At 63.3% G+C, this 23,035-nt stretch carries 23 protein-coding genes; 6 read left to right on the forward strand and 17 right to left on the reverse strand.

The features are described 5' to 3' along the window. Window positions 1–46: 46 nt before the first annotated feature. The 8 genes from E3N86_RS08885 to speB all read right to left on the reverse strand — a co-directional run bounded on the left by E3N86_RS08885 (window position 47) and on the right by speB (window position 8,366). Window positions 47–628: a hypothetical protein gene (locus E3N86_RS08885; protein WP_134373375.1), complete on the reverse strand. Its 582-nt coding sequence runs from the start codon at window positions 626–628 to the stop codon at window positions 47–49. Window positions 629–672: 44 nt separating this feature from the next. Next, complete coding sequence (locus tag E3N86_RS08890) at window positions 673–1,017, reverse strand: cupredoxin domain-containing protein (RefSeq protein WP_233191351.1); 345 nt, start codon at window positions 1,015–1,017, stop codon at window positions 673–675. Window positions 1,018–1,067: 50 nt separating this feature from the next. Further along, on the reverse strand, window positions 1,068–3,068 hold the full coding sequence (gene nosZ, locus E3N86_RS08895) for a Sec-dependent nitrous-oxide reductase (RefSeq protein ID WP_134511788.1): 2,001 nt from the start codon (window positions 3,066–3,068) through the stop codon (window positions 1,068–1,070). 810 nt (window positions 3,069–3,878) lie between these two features. Next, a complete protein-coding gene (locus tag E3N86_RS08900) occupies window positions 3,879–4,421 on the reverse strand; it encodes a GNAT family N-acetyltransferase (RefSeq protein WP_134511789.1) in 543 nt (180 codons plus the stop codon). 441 nt (window positions 4,422–4,862) lie between these two features. Next, window positions 4,863–5,543 (reverse strand): cyclase family protein, encoded by a 681-nt coding sequence (locus E3N86_RS08905; protein WP_134511790.1) that lies wholly within the window; start codon window positions 5,541–5,543, stop codon window positions 4,863–4,865. Further along, on the reverse strand, window positions 5,524–6,900 hold the full coding sequence (locus E3N86_RS08910) for a cytosine permease (protein ID WP_104100436.1): 1,377 nt from the start codon (window positions 6,898–6,900) through the stop codon (window positions 5,524–5,526). The genes E3N86_RS08905 and E3N86_RS08910 overlap by 20 nt, the downstream gene beginning before the upstream one ends. 29 nt (window positions 6,901–6,929) lie before the next feature. Further along, window positions 6,930–7,325, reverse strand: a complete 396-nt coding sequence (locus E3N86_RS08915; RefSeq protein ID WP_104100435.1) for a nuclear transport factor 2 family protein — start codon at window positions 7,323–7,325, stop codon at window positions 6,930–6,932. A gap of 42 nt (window positions 7,326–7,367) precedes the next feature. Continuing rightward, window positions 7,368–8,366, reverse strand: coding sequence for an agmatinase (gene speB, locus E3N86_RS08920; protein ID WP_134420681.1), 999 nt, complete (start codon window positions 8,364–8,366; stop codon window positions 7,368–7,370). A 102-nt stretch (window positions 8,367–8,468) separates the two neighbouring features. Between speB and E3N86_RS08925 the strand changes: the two genes are divergently transcribed. After that, complete coding sequence (locus E3N86_RS08925; RefSeq protein ID WP_104100433.1) at window positions 8,469–9,053, forward strand: XRE family transcriptional regulator; 585 nt, start codon at window positions 8,469–8,471, stop codon at window positions 9,051–9,053. Here E3N86_RS08925 and E3N86_RS08930 read toward each other — a convergent pair. Continuing rightward, complete coding sequence (locus E3N86_RS08930; protein WP_134511791.1) at window positions 9,019–9,309, reverse strand: hypothetical protein; 291 nt, start codon at window positions 9,307–9,309, stop codon at window positions 9,019–9,021. The genes E3N86_RS08925 and E3N86_RS08930 overlap by 35 nt on opposite strands. Before the next feature lie 85 nt (window positions 9,310–9,394). Here E3N86_RS08930 and E3N86_RS08935 point away from each other — a divergent pair, with 85 nt between their 5' ends. After that, window positions 9,395–9,643, forward strand: a complete 249-nt coding sequence (locus E3N86_RS08935) for a hypothetical protein (RefSeq protein ID WP_134341898.1) — start codon at window positions 9,395–9,397, stop codon at window positions 9,641–9,643. Window positions 9,644–10,048: 405 nt separating this feature from the next. On the opposite strand, the gene E3N86_RS08940 is transcribed toward E3N86_RS08935, so the two are convergent. The 6 genes from E3N86_RS08940 to E3N86_RS08965 form a co-directional block, all read right to left on the reverse strand. Continuing rightward, window positions 10,049–10,339: a hypothetical protein gene (locus tag E3N86_RS08940; protein ID WP_134511792.1), complete on the reverse strand. Its 291-nt coding sequence runs from the start codon at window positions 10,337–10,339 to the stop codon at window positions 10,049–10,051. A 705-nt stretch (window positions 10,340–11,044) separates the two neighbouring features. Next, window positions 11,045–11,701, reverse strand: a complete 657-nt coding sequence (locus E3N86_RS08945; protein WP_134416711.1) for a histidine phosphatase family protein — start codon at window positions 11,699–11,701, stop codon at window positions 11,045–11,047. 802 nt (window positions 11,702–12,503) lie between these two features. Next, window positions 12,504–13,088: a chlorite dismutase family protein gene (locus tag E3N86_RS08950; RefSeq protein WP_104100427.1), complete on the reverse strand. Its 585-nt coding sequence runs from the start codon at window positions 13,086–13,088 to the stop codon at window positions 12,504–12,506. Window positions 13,089–13,167: 79 nt separating this feature from the next. After that, a complete protein-coding gene (locus E3N86_RS08955) occupies window positions 13,168–13,464 on the reverse strand; it encodes a hypothetical protein (RefSeq protein ID WP_134341896.1) in 297 nt (98 codons plus the stop codon). Next, window positions 13,461–13,826, reverse strand: coding sequence for a hypothetical protein (locus tag E3N86_RS08960; RefSeq protein WP_134511793.1), 366 nt, complete (start codon window positions 13,824–13,826; stop codon window positions 13,461–13,463). The genes E3N86_RS08955 and E3N86_RS08960 overlap by 4 nt, the downstream gene beginning before the upstream one ends. After that, the gene (locus E3N86_RS08965; protein WP_255453059.1) at window positions 13,799–14,374 is read right to left on the reverse strand and encodes a helix-turn-helix domain-containing protein; all 576 of its coding nucleotides are present in this window, start codon (window positions 14,372–14,374) and stop codon (window positions 13,799–13,801) included. The genes E3N86_RS08960 and E3N86_RS08965 overlap by 28 nt, the downstream gene beginning before the upstream one ends. 219 nt (window positions 14,375–14,593) lie before the next feature. Here E3N86_RS08965 and E3N86_RS08970 point away from each other — a divergent pair, with 219 nt between their 5' ends. After that, on the forward strand, window positions 14,594–16,495 hold the full coding sequence (locus E3N86_RS08970; RefSeq protein WP_104100417.1) for an ABC transporter ATP-binding protein: 1,902 nt from the start codon (window positions 14,594–14,596) through the stop codon (window positions 16,493–16,495). 237 nt (window positions 16,496–16,732) lie between these two features. Further along, on the forward strand, window positions 16,733–18,457 hold the full coding sequence (locus tag E3N86_RS08975) for a formate--tetrahydrofolate ligase (RefSeq protein WP_198412899.1): 1,725 nt from the start codon (window positions 16,733–16,735) through the stop codon (window positions 18,455–18,457). Between the two features lie 75 nt (window positions 18,458–18,532). On the opposite strand, the gene E3N86_RS08980 is transcribed toward E3N86_RS08975, so the two are convergent. Then, entirely contained in the window at window positions 18,533–19,237 is a 705-nt protein-coding gene (locus E3N86_RS08980; RefSeq protein WP_134511795.1) for a hypothetical protein, read from the reverse strand. A gap of 330 nt (window positions 19,238–19,567) precedes the next feature. Beyond that, the gene (locus E3N86_RS08985) at window positions 19,568–20,119 is read right to left on the reverse strand and encodes an RNA polymerase sigma factor (RefSeq protein WP_134420687.1); all 552 of its coding nucleotides are present in this window, start codon (window positions 20,117–20,119) and stop codon (window positions 19,568–19,570) included. Between the two features lie 367 nt (window positions 20,120–20,486). Between E3N86_RS08985 and E3N86_RS08990 the strand changes: the two genes are divergently transcribed. Both E3N86_RS08990 and E3N86_RS08995 read left to right on the forward strand, forming a co-directional pair. Then, complete coding sequence (locus E3N86_RS08990; RefSeq protein ID WP_134420689.1) at window positions 20,487–20,975, forward strand: hypothetical protein; 489 nt, start codon at window positions 20,487–20,489, stop codon at window positions 20,973–20,975. A gap of 40 nt (window positions 20,976–21,015) precedes the next feature. Further along, window positions 21,016–22,941 (forward strand): M48 family metalloprotease, encoded by a 1,926-nt coding sequence (locus tag E3N86_RS08995; protein WP_134511796.1) that lies wholly within the window; start codon window positions 21,016–21,018, stop codon window positions 22,939–22,941. Window positions 22,942–23,035 lie beyond the last annotated feature (94 nt).

The following is a 23,035-nucleotide window of genomic DNA, read 5'->3' on the forward strand; positions in this document are numbered from 1 at the left end:
TGCCAAACTGCTTGGTGTTCGTGAGTGGAACGGGTGAGCGCTGCGTTCAGCGCTCGGAGACACGCCGTGGGATGCGTCGTGGGATTGCCGGGGCGAACGTCACCAGTGCGGCGGCGGCCGCGATCAGCGCGAGAGCCGATCCGGGAATGCCCCACATTGTGAAGTTCATAACCACGGTCGGGCCCACGACCAGTGGGGTGAAAGAGTCGATGGTCATCGGTGCGGAACCATCCAGGTTGTGTCCCATCTGCCAGAGGTGGAACTGCACATCGGCCAGCGCCCCGACAGGTATAAGCCACAATCCGGTGCAGGCGAGACGTCGCCACCAGGCTCTGTCCGCCGCTGTCGCAATGATTACTCCCAGCACAGCGAGCAGGATCACAAACGGCCACAGCGTCATCTCGGGCATCCCCGTAGCGTCGAAGCGCGGCATCCCGATGTAATGCGAGAGCACCGTGATCTCACTCAGGTCGCCACTGACGCTGTTGCCGTACGCTTTGATGTCGAGGCCGGCTGGGTATTGGGGGGCGAGGAACCTCATTTGCCAGATCGGCAATGTGGCAGCGACGAGTACCAAAGCGATCCCGGCGGCACCGGCAACGATCCGCGCGATTCCGATTCGCGTCACCGAACCTCGCCGGAAAAAGCGGGCGAACCCTTCGGTTCCTGCCGTCATGAGACCGTCAGCGTTCCTTCCATTCCGCCTGACCGATGCCCGGGTATCGAGCAGTACACCGCGTATGTGCCCGGTGCGAGGGTGACGTCTGCCTCGACGGTTTCACCGGCATCAGCCATGAGATGCACATGCAACTCATCGATCAAGAGGTCATGCCCTGTCGTTCCCTTGTTCGTGAAGCGGATCGTCGTTTCGCCCGCGACCGCAGTGAGGGCGGCCGGCGTAAAGGAGAACTCCTTGCCGACCACGGCAAGCACCGCGGTGGACGAGCTGGACGAGGACGTCGCCGACCGGTCAGGCTGAGCCCCGCCGGTGCTGCATGCCGTCGCCAGCAGGACCACGGTCAAGAACAACGATGCAAGGCCCGCGCGTCGCGAGGATGCCGGCCTCATCAGGCACCCGCCGGTGCTACAAGCAGCCACCCGTACATTTCCATGTGCATGGCAGAGCAGAACTGAGCGCAGTAGAAGGCGAACGATCCCACCCGGTCGGCGGTGAACTCCACGCTCACGGTCTCCCCCGGGTCGAGCGTGGCCTGAAGGTTGTGATTGGGCACTGCGAATGTGTGTGTGGCGTTTTCCGCTGTCTCGATGTTGGTCAGGTGGATGCGCAGCTTCTCACCGACAGTGACCGGGATCTGCTCCGGAGTGAAGTGGCTGCGCATGACAGTCGCGTAGACATCGACGAAGCCGTCCGCGCGCACGATTCGCTCCTGCCCGGAGGCGGTCGCGAACTCCGATTTAGCCATGGTCTCCGGGCTGGTACCCGGAGGGTAGACCGTGAGCGGGCTGAGCCGGTCGACGCTGATAATCTGCGCATAGTGCGGCTCGGATCCGCCGAGGGGCAAACTGCTCAGCACGCGTGGCGGCGTGTGATCAATGTCGAAAAGCTCCAAGTTCACCGGATGCTGCGGACCAAGTTTCTGCACCTGATCGAGCGACCACTTGTTGAGGGCGACCATGTACGTCCCGACCGGCGCTACAGTGTCTCCGCCGGGGATCGCGAGGTGGCCAATGTTGTAGTGCACGGGGATCTTCTCAAGAACGGTAAACGGTTTTTCAGTCACACCGGCATCGGGACCCAGGGTCCACTTGATGATCGCACTGTCAATGAAGAGGCTCGTGTACGCGTTGCCTTTGCCGTCGTACTGCGTATGGAGCGGCCCGGCACCGAGTTCGACATGCGCCGCAGTGACGGCCGTGATTGGGATGATCGGAACGCCGTAACGGTCCGTGCCCTCGAAGTTCTTGTCCTCGATGGCCTTCTTGATCATCGTGATCGAGTACACCGTCACGGCCGGGTCGAGCTTGCCCGCGATCACGATGTAGTTTCCGTCGGGAGAGACCTCAACTCCATGCGGATTCTTCGGCTCAGGAATGAAGTGCAGGATGCCCTCACTGATGGCCACTTGCAATGGGATCACGCGGATGCCGTTCCGCATAATGATCTTGCCTGCCGCGACGACCTTTTCGGCTTTCTTCCAGTCAATGACGTGGAGGTAGTCGTATTTGTTCTTGGCCGCCCCGATTTCAATCGGCGGGTTCTTGTGAGACATGCCGACCGAGAGCTCGGCGTTGAACGAATTCAGGAACCCGTAGCCCGCGCTGGCCAGCTTGCCCATGTCCGCGAGATCCTGATTATAGGGTGGGAGCTCGATCTGAAAGCTTTTTTCGGGCACCAGGTGGCCCGTCGTCTGGTCGATCGCACACCAGCTCGAGAAGCCTCGATAAAGGTCCGCGTAGCTTTCGAGCGGCGCATATCCGTTATCGGTAATCGGCCGGGGAGTGATGGACGACACATGGGCGTACTCGGAATCGGGCGTGACGAACACTCCGCCGTGAGCGCTGCCGATGTTGGGGATGTCGTAGATCTGCTTCGTCTTGTAGTCGGCGAGGTCAACCATACCGATCCGCCCGTTGGCACGGTCGTTGACGTACAGCCAGCGGCCGTCATACCGGCCTTCGGTTTCCGAGAGGGCGGGATGGTGGGTGTCGCCCCAGCTCAGCAGATTGCTCTTGGTCGGATCGGACCCCCGCGGGATGACGCCGTCAACGTCCGTACCAAAGCCATATCCAGAGAATGAATCGCGAGAGAACACGGGAATGATCTTTAGCAGCCGCATCGAAGGGATGCCGATGATCGAGATCTGACCGGAGTGCCCGCCGGACGCGAACATGAAGAACGGATCATACTTGCCGGGTGGCACCACCGACGTCAGAGCCGCACGGGCCTCGGCACCGGTCAGTCCCCGGCTTGAGGCCACAGCCGCGAGTTCCCCACCGGCTCCTAGATTGTTGCCAACGTTCGTGCCGGTGATGCCAACGGCCGCGCCAGCGACCACACCACCGCCAACCTTGAGAAAATCTCTTCGTTTCATGGCGGGGATCTTCATGGCATGTTCCTCCTACTTGTCGCAGGTTCACACGGCTTTTCGGCGCGCAAAACAGGCACTAATGGCAGGTCATGCTCGCCCAGCTGAGGATCCCGAACAGGAGGCGGGCCACTACGGGCAGTGGGTCGCGTCAAAATACGCTTGACGCACGTCGTCACGTTTGCCGCGGCGGCTCCCACGATGCGACCGGCGAGACTTGGCCGGGGGCATGGGGTGGACGCACTCCACTTGGAATGCGTTTTAGCCTACCAATTGGATGATGCTTATCGAAGCATACCGGGTCTCGCCCCCGGTTCCGGAACGAGGGTGTGCGGCTTGAGCGAAAGCCATGCCCTGGTTTGAGTCTTGCGATCAAAGAAATCAAAGAAAGACGCATCACGCGCTGGCCCTAGCATTTGAGCAGGACAATCATGCGAGAGAAGTCAGCAGGACGCGTTCTACGGCAACTCGGACCGCCAACCGAGCTGGACACCTTCGACCTCGCCGCTATCGAGAGCAAGTGATTGGAGTTCTTTCTGCGGGCGGTCAGGCTTGGGTTACGCCCCCGTGAAAGGTGTGGTTTCCGGCTTCTGAGTGTTGCTTTGTCAACGTGAAGAGCCACCGTGGGATGGTCAGTGAGTACCGATCAAAGAACTCACAAAAGCCACCACACGATGGATCTAGACCAGTTTGCCCTGCGTCGCAGGTGACTGAGCGCACCTCCTGAGCAAGTGAATCGGTTTAGAGCATGCCTGTTGGATCAGGCTTCATGAGCAATGAGGTTGGTCCGTCAAAGGTTGGTCACTGGTGCTTCCAGAGGCACTGGGTGCCTTACTGACTCAGGATGCGTTGGAAGAGCAAGTGGTCCTGCCATGTCCCGGCAATTTTGAGATACTTCTCGGCAATACCGATGGGCGCGAATCCAGCCTTGCGCAGTACCTTCTGGGATCCGAGGTTGTGCAGCAGCGTGCCTGCTTCGATGCGGTGCAAACCGAGATCCTCAAGGCAGTGCTTTACAACGCTTCGCAGGGCCGCGGAGGCGAGGCCCTGCCCGGTGTGTTCATTGTCGACCCAGTACCCAATGCTCACACTCTGGACGGGCCCACGAACAATTCCGGAGAGAGTGACTCGGCCGATGACAGTGGCACCGTTCACGATGACAAGCGGATAGCCGGCTCCGGCTTCCAGCTGTTCAATCTGGCACGCCAGGATCCGAGTCTGTTCGGCGGTGGTGAAGAAGGACTCCGCACGGGCCGGATCCCATGGAGCAAGATGTTCGCGGTTTCGTTTATAGGCATCGAGAACTGGTCCGATGTCTCGCGCGGTGAGCAGTCGAAGAGTGGCATCGTCTGAAAGCTCAACGGAGTAGGACATCCATTGATGCTACCCGTCACCTCCTCCCCGCTGACCACTCCTGGCTGCGCCACCTGCGCGTCATCGCCTGCTCAAGGTTCGGGACTGCCCCGCATTCAAGACAATCCGACGCACACGAAAACACGGAAACCGAGCCAGATGGCATCCGCAGCCACAGAATCGCGCCCCTCAACACACCCGAGAACGGCAGAAACAAGAAATCGCTCCTGAGGATCCTCAGGAGCGATTTCTGTTTCGACCTCTCGGGCAGTTCCGTAAACAGTTTCGTAAACGGCCCATTTGGTGGGCTGTTTACGAGAGCCAGCAGGACGCGGATCGGCGGTGAGGGTTGAACTCCATTTCTTCCGCAGCCCTCATTCTTTTCCTCCAGGAAGGCCAGCGCCTGACCACTGACTCCCGATCTGACCCAGCGCGAGGCGCGAATTGATTCGCTGCTCGGCCTCAGACGAAGGCGACCGCGCGTACCGGCGCCCCGTCGCCGCCAAGTCGCAGGGGGAAGAAGCCGATCCGCACCTGTGAGGGCAGGTCATCCAGTCCGCAGAGGTTCTCGACGATCAGCCCGCCGCGGCCCAGCACGACCTCGTGCACGGGAAAGGTGGCCGAGGACGTACCGGTCGGGTCGGGACTCAGCGTGTCGACCGCGAGGATCCGCATCCCGCGAGCGACGAGCTCGCTCGCAGCACCGGCATCGAGGGCCGGATGCCGCACTGCGCGGGCGTCGCCGAACCACCGCGCCCAGCCCGTGTCGATCACGACGATCGGGGGCAATCGATCCGGTAGCGGATGCTCCGCATTCAGCCGGTCCCACCCGTATACCTCGCCCTCGGCGAGCGCTCGCACCCGCACCACCAGCGCATCGCCGAGGAGCTCGTCGAGGGCCACATCGGCCATTGTCCGGCCACCGGGGACGGTATGGGACGGCGCATCTATGTGCGTCCCGGTATGAGACCCCATTCGCAGCCCTGTCACGGCCACACCGTCGCGGTCGAGGACCAGCGCGGCTTCGACGTGGACCGCCGGGTCGCCGGGATACACCGGCATCCCGTCGGTGATCGGGTGACTGAGGTCCCGGAGTGCCGCGCGCGGCGGCGCTCCAGGGCCGTCAGCGAGAGGTGTCGGCATCGGCGAGATGCTGGCTGGGCTCGAAAGGCGTCCTGCTGCGGCGCGCGAGCGAGAAGGCCAAGTACACGGCGAAGGTCAGGAGGAATGCGGGAACGGTCGCACCGAACGGAAGCGGCCACACGTACGCCCACACGTAGGCGGACACCGCACCGACCACCCACGACGCGACAGCGAGCCAATTGATGCCGCCGGTGTACCAGTAGCGACCGCCTTGAGCCTTCAGGATGTCGGCGCTGTAGCTGCCGCGTGCGACGATGTAGTAGTCGACGATCATGATCGCGAAGATCGGTGCGAACAGGGCACCGATCGTGACCAGGAAGGTCGTGAACTGGGCCAGCAGACCGAAGAAGGTCGAACCGATGATCGAGATGAGCCCGAGGACGATCGCGGTGGGCAGGAACTTCACCCGGCGGCCGGGGAGCGCGTTGACCACGCTTGTGACCATGCCGTAGACGACCATCGTGTTCGTCGCCATCACGGATAGGAAGATCGCGACCGCGAACAGGGCGCCGAAGGGTTCGATGATCGTCACAGGGTCGAACGCCATCGCGTCGCCGCCCCGCAGGACGACGTAGCCGATCGCGCTAGCGCCGAGCGTCATCGAGATCACCGTCGACAGGGTGTAACCGATTCCCGAGCCGACCACGCCCGCGCGGGTCGTCGATGCGAAGCGGTTGAAGTCGGCCGAGAGCACCGTCCACGATATGGCGGTCGCGACCACGACATCGAACGCCAGTCCCGGGGAGTAGAACGGCTCGAGCGTCGCCGGGATGGCCGCGAACTCTGCCGGCGGGAACGTAGAGAACGCTACGACGAAGATGTAGGCGGCGATCGCGAGGATGACCGCGGCGAACCACGGTTCCACCCGAGCGACTCCGGCGTGGCCGAAGATCGCAAGGATCACGACGATCGTCTGGCAGAGCACCGCGAAGATGACGGGGTTCGAGAACCCGGTCATCGACGCGACGATGTAGTTGAGGGCGATCCCGGCGAGCATCGCCTGCACCCAGCTCCAGCCCATGAGGATGACCACGTTGGCGGCCACCGGCAGCAGGCTCCCGCGCGTCCCGAACGGTCCGCGCGTGATTGCCATCGTCGGCAGGCCGGTGCGCGTTCCGATCGCACCGACCGTCACGAGCACTGCTGCTCCGACGATCGTTCCGCCCACGATCAGAGCGATGACGAGGCCGAACGGCACATCCGGCACGAAGAGCGTGCCGGTCAGAAGGGTGGTGACCACAAGGTTCGCGGCCAGCCAGATCATGAGTACGCGGCCGAGCGAGTAGGTTCCGCGAACCGGGCCCGCGTCATCTGAGTTGGTGTCCAGTCGGCGGTCGAGACGGGTGTAGAGCGACATCTTTGGGCTCCTCGATGAATAGGGACTGGTCAGGGCTGGGGTGACAGGTGTTCGTGGATGGCGATGAGACCGGCAGAATCAGACCGAAAGACGATCGTTTCGCGCTCCCGGTAAGACATGGGTCCGTCCGCGGTGCTCACGCTCGTGCTGACGGAGTGGGTGAAGACGGCTCCGCCGGGAAACGCCTGCACCGCGGCCGCGCTCGATGCGCAAGATTGCACGCTCCAGCCGCCGCCCACCCATTCCTCCCACATGGCTTCGTAGGCAGCCCGGTCCTCGATTCGCGCAGGTTCGGTGTGGAAGACGAAGGTTGCGTCAGGTGCGAAGAGTGAGAAGTAGCGCGGGCCGTCGGTGGCGGCGAACGCCTCGACGATGGCGGATGCCGCGGCACGGACTTCTTCGTCCGTTGGGGTGGGCAGTGTCATGGGTGTCTCCTGCGTCGGGCTTGTCGGTCGGGTTCGGGACTTCTACGTCAGGTCGGGGCTTTGTCGGTCGGGGTGGGTCACCCCAGGCGCCATCGCGCTCAGCAGCTCGTAGACGATGTGGCTGGCCGCGACAGCGGTCAGCTGGGCATGGTCGTACGCGGGGGCGACTTCGACCACGTCGGCGCCGATGATGCGCAGGTCGGCCAGGGCACGCAGCATCCGTAGTAGTTCTCGACTCGTGAGCCCGCCCGCCTCCGGAGTTCCTGTTCCCGGCGCGTGGGCGGGGTCGAGTACGTCGATGTCGATCGAGATGTAGAGCGGCGCGTCTCCGACTCTGGCGCGGATGCGTTCGACGGCGGCCGCGACCCCGTGCTCTTCGACGAATTCGCTCGTGACGATCGCAAAGCCGAGCCGGGCGTCGTCTTCGAGGTCGTCCTTCGAGTACAGGGGGCCGCGAATTCCAACGTGCATGCTCGCGGTCAGGTCGATGAGGCCTTCTTCGGACGCCCGCCGGAAGGGGGTCCCGTGAGTCATCGGCGCCCCGAAGTACGTGTCCCACGTGTCGAGGTGGGCATCGAAGTGCAATACCGCGACGGGCCCGTGCTGCGCGTGCGCGACGCGAAGCAGCGGCAGAGCGATCGTGTGGTCTCCGCCGATGGCGACTAGTCGGTCGGCGTGCTCGCTGAGCTGGCGCGCGCCCGCCTCGATCTCGGCCACGGCAGCAGCGATGTCGAACGGGTTCGCGGCGATGTCGCCGGCGTCGGCGACCTGCTGGGCGTCGAACGGGAAGACGTCCTGCGCAGGGTTGTACGGTCGCAGTAGGCGCGAGGCCTCGCGCACATGAGCGGGGCCGAACCGAGCACCGGGTCGGTAGCTCACTCCGCTGTCGAAGGGAATCCCGACGATCGCGATGTCTGCCCGCTCGACCTCGTCGAGCCGCGGGAGTCGCGCAAAGGTCGCGATTCCGGCAAACCGGGGCACGACACTCGCGTCCACCGGCCCGCGGGGCTCATCCGTCGCATCTTTGCTGAACGGTTGCATATTTGACAACTTTCGGTACGCTATAGACAACTACAGCGCTACCGTACGCTGTCCCGTGCAGATCGTCAAGGACGAATGTGTGAGCAGCTTCGAGGAGGAACTGTGCGCGCCATCCACCCCACCGCCGAAGGCACCGCGACACCCATCGGCGCCAAGCTGCGCTCCGCGCGCACCGCTCAGGGCATGTCACTCGCCCAGGTCGCTCAGACGACGGGCCTCAGCAAGGGCTTCCTCAGCCGGGTCGAGCGCGACGAGACGTCACCGAGCGTGGCAACGCTTGTCCAGTTGTGTCAGGTGCTCTCGTTGCCCGTCGGAGCGCTCTTCGCCGAGCCCGACGTTCACCATGTCGCGTACGCCGACGCTCCGCGGATCAACTTGGGCGGAGTGCACGCCGACGAGCGACTGATGTCGCCGCGCGGCGAGGAGCGGGTTCAGCTGCTGCGATCAGAACTCGAGCCGGACGCGCACGGCGGGACCGATCTGTACACGATCAACTGCGACGTCGAGGCGCTCCACGTCGTCTCGGGATCACTCACCGTGCGATTCGCCGGTCGCACCGTGGCCGTCCACGCCGGCGACGCACTGACTTTCCCCGGTCGAGAGCCGCACACCTGGCAGGTCGAGGGCGGCGAGCCAGCCGTCGTGCTGTGGGTCATCGTGCCCGCGCCGTGGAGCGGCTCGGCCTGACCGAGACCGCGTCGTATTCGAACCCCAGCGTCCAGATCAGCGCAGGCAGGGGCGCGGCCGCCCCGAAATCGTTGAGGAATCCGCTGATGGCATCCAGGAGCCCGGCAGATAAAACCCTGTCCAGGTCGGGACCGAGGCCGGTCATCCACTTCGTCCCTTCCGCAGCGCGGTGGTCCGCCACAGCTTCGTCGACGCGTTCGAAGGCGACGCTCGGGCCGGCGAAGAACTCGGCCGCCCGCAGCACATCCGGGTCCACGTCGACCGCTTCACACTAAAGCCTGTCCGCGTCTCACTCTGAACGTTAGGCTTGCTAACAGAACCCTTGAGATCGGAGGAGCAGCATGAATGGTGACGGCACACAGAGTGAACCGATCCAAGACCAGCATTCTAAATCGGACGAGGACAAGGTGGCGGGGATTCTCGCACAGGAGGAAGCTGACCTCGCCGGCCACAGTGAGCCCCAAGTCCTCGACGCGCTGCGTGAACGATTCGCAGATGCTGGACACACCGTGAGCGAAGAAGCACTCCACGAGCATGCGCGTCGAATCGCCGGCCTCGACCCGAACGATTTCTCCAGCAAAACACGGTGACTTCCTAACGACGATGCAGCGCCACCATCGCGGATGCCGACAGGGTTCTGCGTGGGCATTCAGGAACGGCGTAGGAACCGGATCAGAACCGCGGACCCAGGCTAGCGACAAACAGTAGCGTCGCCGGTACCGGCCGAGCACCCCTCGACATGTGCGAGTCCTCATCGCGACGGCGGAATCTGGACGGGGCGGCCTGGGTGCGAGCCTCTTCGGTCACCCCACTCTCGGCGAGCGGATCGGGGTTACTGCCCATCGAGGCGGCCACCCGTTCTCCACCGCGTCGACGCGGTCGGATGCCAGAAGCGGGAGCGAGTGACCTCTAACTCTCTCCCGGCTTCATCAGCAAGGGGGTCGTCCCGTCCCCTTCCGAGTATCGCCAGGAACAGGGATCTCAATAAGAATCGCTCAACGATGGTTCGGCGACCGCAAGGAGGTGCGCGAGGGAGAATGCTCCGCACGGTCCCGGATGCCCCGGAGCATCCGCTCGGTCATGAGGAAGCTCACCATCTCGATCGGCTCCACGAGTACCTTGGCCCAGTCGGTGAGGTACGCGTACCGCTCGCGAACGACAAGCCGCGTCGCCCCGTCGGTTCGAGGTTGAAGAACAAACGCCCACGTGAAGTCGTAGGGCGCTCCGGCGCCCGTGCCGTCGAGGGCGGTCGCCATCGCGCCGGCTAGCCCTCGCATCCACACCATGAAGTTACTATCCCACCCGTGCAAATCGAGGGCAACGGATGCCGCCGCACTGGAGTCTGGCGCGCGCCCGACCTCATGGACTAACGACGCTCGAGCAATAGTCCGGCGGACACTGACTCGGATCGGACCCAGCGCGAGGGGCAAATTCATTCGCTGCTCAGCGGTGTCGACGCCCAAAGGGCAGGTCGATAAAACCACACCCATCAAGAAGGCCCGGAACGCAAACTTCCGCTGGGGCTGGGAAATCAATATCGCCGTCCGCGTCGACTCCGAAACCCCTGGGAAGCACCGGTTTCCCGGACTGGCCGTCGCCGCAGATCTCGCACACAACTCAAGAATCGCGGCCGGAAACGGACGCGAGAACCCCATAAACCAGAAATGGCTCCTGAGAAGCCTCAGGAGCGATTTCCTTTTGTTTCGACCGGACCGTTTCGTAATGAGTTTCGCAAATGGCCCTTTGGTGGGACTGACAGGATTCAAACCCGCGACCCCTTGAAGGCTCAGGCCTTAACTCTGTCTTCGCCGAATATCCCGCAATACTCGCGGATTCCCTTGTTCTTACAGGGAACCGGGCAGTTCACTGCCTCCAATTGTACTTTGTCAAATTGGGTCGAATCGAGATGAATGTGATGAGTAAATGATGACCATTTGAACCGTCCCGGTCGGCACCGCGATCCCAAGTCCTTCAGCACTTTGGGTCGCGACTTAGGACTCTGAGGGCACCAAAGGCAGTTCGGCTCCGTAGTTCCACGACAAGATGGCCGGCTGCTCTCGGTAATAGCTCAGCACGGAGACTGATCCAGCATCCAGGCTGATTTGAGCACCGAATCGAGGGGCCATCCTCAGGTACACGGCGGTGAGAATGCGCAGGAAATGTCCGTGCGCGATCAGGGCGACATCTCCCTCCTCCATGGCAGGCAGCACCCGCGTGAGCACCCGCGACGCGCGGGCGGCGACCTCCTCCACCGTCTCACCAGGCGTGTCACCACGAATCACACCGTGGGTGAATGCGCTCCAGTTGTAGCCGAGTTCACTGCGGATGTCCCGCGTCGTACGCCCCTCGTACCCGCCGTAGTCCCACTCAACGAGAAACGGATCGACCTCAGCATGAAGGCCAGCGAGCTCAGCGGTGCGTCGCGCACGCTGCAGCGGCGAGGTCAGCACGAGGGAGAAATCGTAACCGGCCACTAACCTGCCCGCGCCGCGGGCAAGTCCCTCTCCCCGGGCAGTGAGCGGAATATCCGTGAGCCCAGTGTGTTTGCCATCCTTCGACCACTCCGTCTCCCCATGGCGCAAGAGAATCAGCTTCCCCGACGGGTTATCCGGAGCGGGGTGGCTGGGCAGCGGCTCGATCGTGAACATACGGCAACAGTAGTATCGCACCCCCGTTTCGATGGAGGTGCTTGATTGCTGGAAAGGCCAACGTTCACCCCTGCGGGTGTTCGAAGCAGGTGGGGGAACGGGCATCCCAGCCATCACGCGGCTACGGCCGTTCATGGTGAGCGCAGACGGCTCGGAAAGCGAAGAGCTGCTCGCCCACCCCGGAACAACGAATGTTTCAGGCAGCACTTACACGAGGACGATTCGGGATGAGAACGTGCCGGCAGGGTTCTCCCGTCGCAACATAGTACTAGACAAGTCCGTCCTGGCGAGTGTCTAAAAATGCCGCAGAGTGCTAACCGTCTTGGCCGAGCCGACCTGATCGACGGCCTCCGGGACCTTGTCCAACGTCTGCAGGGCGACGGTTTGAGCACCGGTGTCTACTTCATTGGAGGCGCCGCATTGTCCTTCGATACATCCCTGATCGTGGTCTCACCGACGATATCGACGCTGAGATTCGTCCCTCTTCCCGAGCGCTTGAGTAGGCCCTCGAGATCGCCGACAACCGAGGGCGGGGTGGCGACTGGCTCAACGCCCACGCCGCGACATACATACCCATAGCGAAGAACCCCGGCTGGGAATCCCTCTACGACGATGACTTCGTGTCCGGGTGGGTGGCCTCACCGCCCGCAGCCCCGCCGGCTCCAGAACGGGGACCGTCCCGGAACAACTAGCGACCCACCAACGCCCCAGCCACCGGACACCACGCCAAGGCCAGAACCGGAGGGACATTCTCGCCCGTTGCTCATCATCTGCGGTTAACTGACCGGCGTCGGGGCGCTCGTCACTGCGAACCGAGCGACAAGCGCACCTCGACCTCGCGTTCGACGAAGATCCATTCCTCGGTGCTCCGCAACTCATCGAGCAGCTCGTCGAAATCCGCGACACTTTCGGGCGCGTACTCAAACCAGGTCAAAAAATCGAACGGCCCACCCCCATCACGGCTGTGATGGAGCCGCCGGGCCACAGCTGGCAGCGAGTTCATGGAACGTCGGATGTGGTGACTGGTTTCCTCGAAAATCTGCCGGCGTTCGTCTTGGGCCAGTTCCCACCACTCCTTTGACTTGGTGATGGGGATAAAGGAGGCGACGGTCGCGCCGGGTCGGCCCAGAGCCGGTGACCGCGCCGTCAGCTCGGCCAGTTCGGCAGCGGTCGTGTAACGCTGATGACTAACGGTGCCGCGCAGGGTCCACCCCGGGGCGTCCGTGGCCGATGACCCCGACAACCATGATTCATCCTCTGCCGCTCCTTCACGAATCAGCAGACGCGCGGCGGCGGGGAGCCCGTCACCGGTCACCGCGATGATGCGATCAATACGCCACTGGCCAGCATCGCCTGCAGTGAAAGTGACGGGTAGGGCGTCGGTCATTGGAACTCCTGACGGTATCAGCGACTTCGACGCTAACACCATCTTGAGAACCGCCCCAGCAGGCTCTGATGGCGTGCGATCAGGCATCCTCAGGTCGACGCCCCAGCGTCAGCCCAAAAAGGTTCGGCCGCCAGATCTGGGCCTGGCGTTCATCATGGTTGACGGTGACCAGCTCAGCCCGGTCGATTGCTTGGTTGGATCCTCGGGCTTCCAGGGGGGTGCCTCCTGTGACTCCTCGTCGTGCTGCGGCCTTCTCACCGACGTGCTCTGCGATGAGGACGTCGATGGTGGCATCGCCGCGGGTCCACCGGTGCTGATGGCCGTCTGGGCTTTCACCGGCGGACTCGAAGCCGACGTCAACGAGAGCTTTAGTCAAACGATGCCGTCCTCATCGTCAATTGTCTCCCACTCGACGACGCGGCCGAGGGTCGGGACGACGTCGGCCTTCGTGACCTCGAAGTTCAGCCACTTCGCGTCCCACCCATGCTTCAGTGCGACTCGTTCGGCGGCGGCAGCGACGGAATCGTCCGAGCCGGGGCGGACGTGAAGGACATCCAGGTCCTGCGTGGTCCCCCGATCGAAGTAGCACAGGGCGAGTGCCGCACCGCCCACGAGCCGGATGCCGGCCACGTCACCCGAATTACGAAGCTCGGCGACGAGATCACGGAGGCCGATGATGATCGCGTTGCGGTCCAGCGCGGTGCCGGACATCAGACGCTCGCGAAGGTATCTGCCCATGCAAGAACGCCGCGTTCGGCGAACTCGTTCGGCACGTCATCACGTTCGGGCGCGGGGTCGGCCGGGTCGACCCGGAACACGACAGGTTCGGTCAGTGCGCGATCGGGGTTGTTGACCCATCCAGGCAGCGGGATGTTCTCTTGATTGAGCCGCCATGCCACGAGGGCCGCGATGGCGGCATCCCACATATGATCGCCGGTGGGTTCCGGCTCCGTCAGCCCAAGGATTCCTCGAACGAGTCCGTGTTCGGCGATGAGATTATCGTTCAACTGAAGCAAAGCCCGGAGCGCGCGGTCTGTATCCTTCGCTCGAAGATGCTCTCTGATCGCCTCTGCGGAGCTGGCAGCGTCATCACGACGCGTGGGAGCGGCATACAGGCGGTGTCCGGCGCCGGCGAGAAGCCGATCGACCGTACTGTAGGCAGCATCCCGTCCACGCTCATGATGGGAGACGCTGGCTTGGTCAATGCCGGTTATCTCTGCGAGTCTCACCTGAGTGAGGCCTTTGCTCCGGCGAGCGGCGCGGACGAGAGTAGACGAAGCTGCCACAATCGCCTCCTCCTTATTTCCAATATGACTTGTGCATCATATTTTAGCGTGCACTCGATGCAACCCGTGCCTGAGGGTGCTTCTAACCCGGAGCCAGCGCACCGTCGTGGAATGACCGCGGACCTGGCCGGCGCACCGCGCGTCACCTCGGCCGCCGCGTCGCAAAACTCGGGCAACTCGCCATCTAAACTGAGTTTGGTACCCACGGAAGGAACCTCAATGAGCATGGAAGGCGCGGCCTGGAGCTCGCTGCACAAGATCTCGACCGCCAGGGACGGCAAGCGCGGCTTCTCCCGTGAGTCCGTGCGGCGGATCATGACGTTCGCGGTGCCCTACCGGTCCAAGCTGCTGATCTTCATCGCCCTCTCTATCGTGGGAGCTTTCCTCGCGGTCGCGACGCCGGTACTCGCCGGCCAGGTGGTCGACGTCATCGTCGCCCAGGGCGAGGTCACCACGATCGTTTGGCTCGCCGTCGTCATCGCCCTCGTGGCCGTGGCCGACGCCGCCGTGTCACTCGTGACGCGCTGGTACTCGGCGCGGATCGGCGAAGGCGTGATTTTGGACCTCCGCACCTCCGTCTTCAACCACGTGCAGAAGATGCCGATCGCGTTCTTCACCCGCACGCGGACGGGCGCCCTCGTGAGCCGCCTCAACAACGATGTGATCGGCGCCCAGCAGGCCTTCAGCGGCACGCTGTCCGGCGTGGTTACGAACCTCGTGGCGCTGATCCTCACCCTGATCGTCATGCTCAGCACGTCTTGGCTCGTGACGGTTCTCGCCGTGATCATGCTCCCCATCTTCCTGGTACCCGCCCGCCGCATGGGCAGCCGCCTCGCCGCGCTGCGCCGCGAGGCCGCCGATCACAATTCCGCCATGAGCACGCAGATGACCGAGCGCTTCTCGGCGCCCGGCGCCACCCTCGTCAAGCTGTTCGGTCGGCCCGACGAGGAGGCCGAGGAGTTCCGCGTCCGCGCCGCCCGCGTCCGCGACATCGGGGTCCGGACCGCGATGCTGCAGTTCGTCTTCTTCACCGCCCTGATGCTCGTCTCCGCTCTCGCCCTCGCGCTCGTCTATGGGCTCGGCGGCTTCCTCGCACTCGCCGGCCAGCTGAATACCGGTGACGTGGTCACCCTGGCGCTCCTCCTCACCCGCCTCTACGCGCCGCTCACCAGCCTCGCAAACGCACGGGTGGAGATCATGAGCGCGGTGGTCAGCTTCGAGCGCGTCTTCGAGGTGCTGGACCTCGACCCGCTCATCAAGGAGAAGCCCGACGCCGTCGCCGTCCCCGAAGGCCCAGTGGCCGTCGAGTTCGACAACGTCCGCTTCGCCTACCCGTCCGCGGACAAAGTCTCCCTCGCCTCTCTCGAGGAGGTTGCCACACTGGACACCCGAGGCGGCGAGGAGGTGCTGCACGGCGTGTCCTTCAGGATCGAGCCGGGGCAGACCGTTGCCCTCGTTGGTACGTCCGGTGCCGGCAAGTCCACAATTGCGCAGCTCCTCTCGCGCCTGTATGACGTCGACAGCGGCGCCGTGCGCCTCGCGGGGACGGATGTCCGCGATGTCACTTTCGTCTCCATGCGGCACACCCTGGGCATGGTGACGCAGGACGGCCACCTGTTCCACGAGACCATCCTCTCCAATCTGCGCCTCGCGAGACCGGAGGCGTCCGACGACGAGGTGTGGGACGCCGTCCGCCGTGCGCGGCTCGAGCCGCTCATCCGGTCCCTGCCGGACCAGCTGGACACCATGGTGGGAGAGCGCGGCTACCGACTGTCCGGGGGCGAGCGCCAGCGGATGACCATCGCGAGGCTCCTGCTCGCCCAGCCGCGCGTCGTCATCCTCGACGAGGCGACGGCGGCGCTGGACTCGACGTCTGAGGCCGCCGTGCAGGCGGCGCTCAGCGAGGCGCTCGAGGGACGGACGGCGATGGTGATCGCACACCGCCTCTCCACCATCCGCAGCGCAGACCTGATCCTCGTGGTTGAGGACGGCTCGATCGTGGAGCGCGGTACGCATGAGGAACTGCTGGCTGTGGGTGGGCGGTACGAGGAATTGCACCGGACCCAATTCGCCGTGCAGAAGAATGATGCGGCCGATGAGGAAGCGCTGAGCCGGACCTAGTCGCCGAGCTCGGTACCCCTGCCCCGAGCGCCTCGGAAAGTCGTCTCATCACGTTTCGTTTAATGGGGACTGATGACGACTTGATTGACTCTGACGAGCTCCAACGAGTCAACTGGGCCCGGGGCAGTACCGCACGCCCCATTCGAACTGCTCCACGCCACGCCGGCACGAGCCCGTGGCCTGACAGTACGCTTGGGTCACCAGGCCCCAGAGGCGCTGAGGCGCTGAGGAGGCACCATGTTCAAGCCATCTCGATCAATCACCACGGCCATGCCGTCGGATCTCGCTATCTCGCGCGCTGCGGCCCGTCGCCCGCTTGAAGAGGTTGCAGCCAACATGGGCATCAGTCCACACCTGCTGGAACCGCACGGAAGTGCAGCGTCGAAGATCTCCCTCGATGCGATCGAGGAGCTCCGTGAGCGTCCACGGGCCAAGTATGTCGTCGTCACCGCAATCACGCCGACTCCACTCGGGTCGGGCAAGACGACCACCGCGGTCGGGCTCGGTCAGGGCTTCCGGCACATCGACAAGCTCGGAATCGTCGCGGTACGGCAGCCGTCGATGGGGCCGACGTTCGGCATCAAGGGCGGAGCCGCTGGTGGCGGCTACGCTCAGGTGGTCCCGATGGAGGCACTGAACCTGCACCTGACCGGCGACACGCACGCCGTTACCGCGGCCCACAATCTATTGTCGGCGATGATCGGCAACCACATCCACAAGGGAAACCGTCTCGGGTTCGACCCCCATGAAATCACCTGGCGACGTGTCCTCGACGTCAACGATCGCGAGCTGCGCACCATCATCACCGGGCTCGGCGGTCCTGACGACGGCAATCCGTTGCAATCCGGTTTCGACATCTCCGCAGCCAGCGAGGTGATGGCGTTGTTGTCGCTGTGCACGTCGTTGCGGGATCTCCGTGAACGGATGGGAAGAATCGTCGTCGGCTACAACCGCTGCGGCGAACCGGTGACCGCCGAGATGCTCAAGGCGGCCGGCGCCATGACCGCGATACTCAAGGACGCCATCAAGCCGAACCTGATGCAGACCGTGGAGCAGACGCCAGTGCTCGTCCACAGCGGTCCGTTCGGGAACATCGCCACCGGTAACTCCTCGGTCGTCGCCGATCTGATCGGCATCCATGCCGGCGACTACCTCATCACCGAGGCGGGGTTCGGTGCAGACATCGGCGCGGAAAAGTTCTTCAATATCAAGTGCCGTGCATCCGGGCTGGCGCCGGATGCCGCCGTCATCGTCGCGACCGTGCGTGACCTGAAAACTCACTCAAACAAGTACCGGGTCGTCGCCGGCCGACCGCTGCCACCGGAGATGCTCGCCGAGAATCCCGACGACGTCATCGCCGGGGCAGCGAACCTGCGCCGGCAGATCGCCAACATCCGACGGCACGGAGTGACGCCGGTCATTGCGGTGAACGCATTTCCCACCGACTACAACAGTGAGCATCAAGCGATCATGGACGTCGCGGCAGAGGAAGGTGTGCGCGCGGCGATCAGCTACCACTTCACCGAAGGCGGCAGGGGTGCGGTCGAGCTGGCCGAGGCGGTTGCGGAGGCCTGCGCTGAACCGTCGAGCTTCCACCGGCTCTATCCCGACGAACTTCCCTTGGTCGACAAGATCGATGTGATCGCGCGCGAGATGTACGGCGCCGACGGCTTGGACCTCTCGCCTCTGGCAGCTCGGCAACTCGACAAGTACGAGCGGGCAGGCTTCGGCAGCCTGCCGGTGTGCATCGCCAAGACACACCTGTCCCTGTCGGCCGACCCCAAAATCAAGGGAGCACCCACCGGGTGGCGACTGCCGGTGCGTGAGGTGCGTGCGTCGATCGGGGCCGGGTTCATCTATCCCATCTGCGGCGACATGCGCACCATGCCTGGTCTCTCGTCCGCACCGGCAGCCGAACGCATCGACATCGACGACAACGGCGAGATCGTCGGGTTGTCCTGATCGGCGGACCCGGCCGGGCACGTCGGGCTTCTCGATGAAGCCTTCCCCGCCCACGAACCGGCAGTGAACGAAGGTCTACAAGGCCCGGAAGTCGAGCATCGATTCCTCCACCCACTCCTCGGTCGTCGACGCCTGATCGCGGAGGGCCATCGGCAGAACCGTCGGTGCTCCGCTGAACCGCGGGTCTGAGAGTCGTTCGAAGCCCTCTTGCTCACTTACCACCGGGTACATCCCTAGAGCAACGACGTCGGCGAGGGCACCGTTGGCGGAGACGACACCATCTTCTGCCATCTCAAATGACCAACCTTGGTCGAGCTGCTGCCCGTCGATGACCGGTTTTGCCTCGGCGGCTCGCGTGGGAGAGCCTTCCCACACCTGAGAGGTAAATTCGAACGCGGCAGGGTCCCGGCCTGCGGCGACGAGGAGCGCGCGAAGTGCTCCGATCGCAGCGTCTTCGCTGGGCGGCTCGCCGGTCCGCTCGCAGACCTGATCACCCTCGCACTGCCACGGGTTCACCTCCGGGTTCTGGAAGTAGAAGGACAGCATGTCGTCGAGACTCACTGACAGGCTCGGGGCGCTGCCGTCCTGCGGGCCGGCGACCCAGCTGCCATCGCGCAGTTCGACTGGTAACCCGATGCCGAGCGCCGCGGTGAACGCGGTGATCTTGTCTGAGCTGGATGCCGAACGGGGGTCGTAGGCGTGGGCCTGAGCTGTGCCCGCCTGTGTGCCAAGACTGGACGCGCTGAAGGCGTTCCGGCCGGATCCATAGGGGTAGGTCAAGGGAGACATCTTCTGTTCGATTGCGGCGCCAGAGCCGACGAATGGCTCCATTCCGCCTTGCGCGCCGCTTTCGGGGCCGTCGGCTTGCTCGCGCCTGGGCCAGGTCGGCCACGGGTGCCGATCCGGCCGTCGGTTCAGCCTCAGGGCCGGTCATCCGAGCGACAACCTCGTCGGCGAACCCGGCACGCGCTTCGATATCCCCCGCTGGGTCGGCGGCACGCAGCCGGGCAACCGGGTCTCGTTGTTTGTCGTCGTCGTTCATGTCGATCACCCTCCGGAATTTCGGTTCACCTGGGATATGTGCGGGGCGCGCCGAATCTTGCAGAAGCCCTAGAACGACATCCGCTCGCCCCAGGCTTCTCGCAATCGCTTGCGGGCGCGCGACAGCGCGGCGTCCGCCCCGGATCGGGAGATACCGAGCACCTCGGCGAGCTCGCCTCCGTCGAGACCCTCCCACGCGTGGAGGAGAAGGATCTGCCGGTCGCGCTCCCCCACGCTTGCAAGCGCGCCGCGGAGTTCCGCATCGAACAGGAGGTTCAACTCCGGATCGCCGTCGACTCGCACTACGCCCGACTCGGGCACCTCGTCGACGGGAAGATCGATGTGCTTCCTGCGCGAATTCGCGAGCGTGAATCCCGCCGTGCGATACAGCCAAGGCAGCACCGCCTCCCGTGGCAGGTCATTGCGGCGTCGCCAAGCCGTCGCGAAGACCTCAGCGGCCAGGTCCTCGGCATCCTGACGCGATCCGCGGCGGGCGAAGTAGCGCACGAGCGCAGTCGAGTGCAGCTCGGCGATCACTGCGCTGTGTGCCCCGTCGAGAGCGGCGTTCTCGCCGTCAGCCCACGCCGTCTCGGCGATGGCGTTGGAATAAATCAGGATCATGTATCGCACGGATTCCCCACTTCTTGTCGAGGCCCACTACACCAGTACGACGCGGCGGGCTCGAGAGGGAGGACACCCTCGTGCGTATCCTGCTCACGAACTCAACCTGCGCAAGATCGCCGCCTTCATTAAGAAAAAGAGTTAAGAAGACGCCATGAAGCAGGCCAAGTGACAGCCCGTGATGCCTCCGATCCGTTGCCGCGACCGCGAATTTCACAGGCTCAAGGGTTGGTGGTTTCGGGCGGCCCTGAGGGCAACGTGGTGCCGGTGAAAAACCGCAGACACTTGTGGTCCATCCCTGGTAGCGGGATAGTTCCTCAACCACAGACCCCTAACAGTCTGGCTGAATCTCATCAACGGAGAACCCATGGGAGAGCCTGGAACGGACCTGACGGCGAACGAAAGGCGCGAGTTTGCTACCCGACTCGCACGGTTGGCCGTAGACAGCGCTGCACCGGATGAGTTGTTGACGTTCGACGAAGTCGCTGAGGAATACTACGCGGATCCACAATCGACTTTGATGGTCAACAAGAGAGACGAAACAGTCGGATTCGGCCTTGAACTGGCGTTGTTGACTCCCTTCGCCTTGGCGGTGGCGGAGTTTGTCATTGGTTTCGTCATCGACCTGCTGCGCGACATCGCAAAAGATGCGGCTAAGCCCGGACTCTCAGCGGCCATGAAGCGGGTGTTGCGGGTGCGTACCGACCAAACTCCTCCGCCTGGTCAGGTAGAGCTGACTGATGAACAACGGGCGCGAATATTTGCTGCTGCCCGAGAACAGGCCGCGAGATTAGGGCTCGACGAGGACAAAGCTGTCCTGTTGGGAAACGCAATCGTTGGCGTGCTGAGCAGCTAGTTCTTCGCTATCGTGCAGACCCGATTGAGGAGGTTAAAGTGTGAAAGAAAAGCCGTCAGCCTCAGCCCTGTTGGACCGCCGTGTCAATGTACTTGCGTTTCCGGCACCGACAACGAGGCTGTATCTCCTCTTCATCGCCGCCCTCTTAGCCGTTGGCCTATTTGTGGGTTCATGGATGCACAACATAATCTTGGGGAAAGAGTGGATTCAGGCGCTCAATAACTGCTTCGCGTTGGAAGTTGATCAGCAACGGGGCTGCAAAGCACCCATTGAGTTCAGGCGTGGTTCGTGGTCACTTGCGGGTGCCGCTCTGGTAGCCGGACTCTCTATTGCGGTGTTGTACTCCGTGCCGTCTGTGATCAGGCGGCGTCGTTCGCTAAAACTTCCGATGCCAAAGCATCAGGCAGTGGTGGAACGTTTTGCCCTGTTGGCTTCGCAGGCCAATTTACTTCGGACGCCGAGGCTGTACATCGGACCTGCCAGGATGGGCGATGCCTTTTCGTTCGGGAGGCCTGGTTCGCCGGCTGTGGCACTTCCCCCCAAGATTGTGGGCATGTTGGTGCGGCCAGGGCCGGCGGACGGAGTAGTGCTCCACGAGTTCGCGCACATCCGGCACCGGGACGTAGAAATGGCTTGGGCGGCACGTAGCGCTTGGTACGTGGCACTGCTGGTCCTCTTGTTCCCAATAGTGGGGGCTGTGTGGGAGGGCCCCTCCATGCTTCCCTACTATCTCTGGCGCGCGGCCTTGCTTGCCGTCGTTGTGGAGTTCGTCGCTGCCGCCCTGCTCAGGGCACGAGAGTACGACGCGGACCTTCGAGCTGCTGCAGAGCTGCCATCGTTTGAGGCGGTGAAGGCCGGTTTGGGACTGCTGGACACCCGCAGCCCTGGGAATTGGCTCCGGCGCTTGCTCATGCTCCACCCGACGCGGACTGAACGCCTCGATGTCCTCGAGTCACCGCATCTGGCGGCCGGTAGCAGCTTTCTCCACGCCCTCTCTGCGGGACTCCTCGCGGGAGTTGTGGGTCCTCTTGTGGTCAACACTGCGACACCATTGCTGTCCGGAACAGACATTGTGCTTGGTGGGATCTGGACATCAGCGGCTGTAACGGGGTCACTCTTAGGGCTGACCATCGGTCTGGACATCTGGAGGTCCCAATTCGCTTCTTCCTTGGCTCATGGAACCGATGGGCCCGGTTCGCTGGCGATGCGCGGAGTGTTCGTTACGGCCATGGGTGTGTCGGTGGGCTTGGCACTTGGACAACTCGTATCGTTGGGAGGCATCGGTCAGGACGTCTCCGCTCCCTTGAACCCCGTGACGTTGATCGCCCCCATACTCGGCGGGCTTGGAACCGTGTTTATCTGCGCTGCTTTTGGAGCGTTTTGCCTACCCCTAGCAGTTCTCGTGACGCGTCCATGGCGCTTCTGGCTCCCAGCCGTGATGCTCAACATCGCCCTCTTCCTAGGGGCAACCTGGATGGGGGAAAGCGTGGACCTGGCGTTGACGGGCTTCGGGTGGTCGGGGGCCTACCTTTGGATCACGTATGGCTATGACGAATGGCCCATAGTTGGCCTGGCGGCGTTGATGACTGTCGTGGCCTTCCTCGCTTCACTCCTGGCACCCATGTCGCGTCGACGCGAAGCCCGGGATTGGATGTATTTCCCGAGCCATACATCCGGGGCCACGTACTCCAGCCCCCCGTCTTCAACGACTGGCAGCACGATCCGTTTTCCGCTGGTCTTAGGCCTCGCAGCAGGCCTTGCGGGGAGCATATTCTTGATCTCACAACTTCTGATGATTGGTCCGATCATTACACCTGAGGCTGCTGATCAGGCTGAATTCATGTGGGTATCGACGACCGTCATCTGCTGGGTGTTACCGTGTGTAATTCTCTGTTTGATCAGCCCCATCCTTGGGCCTGCAAAAGTGTTTATCGCCGGGCCAATAAGCTTGGGTTGCGTCCAATAGCGTGGTGTAACCCCCGGCCCTGATGGGCGTGTTGCACCGATGTAAGGCGGCCACCGCGTGATTCTTGGAAAGACCGATCAAGTCTTTTCCGAAG

The organism is Cryobacterium sp. Hz7, assembly GCF_004402815.1.
Taxonomy (GTDB): Bacteria; Actinomycetota; Actinomycetes; order Actinomycetales; family Microbacteriaceae; genus Cryobacterium; species Cryobacterium sandaracinum.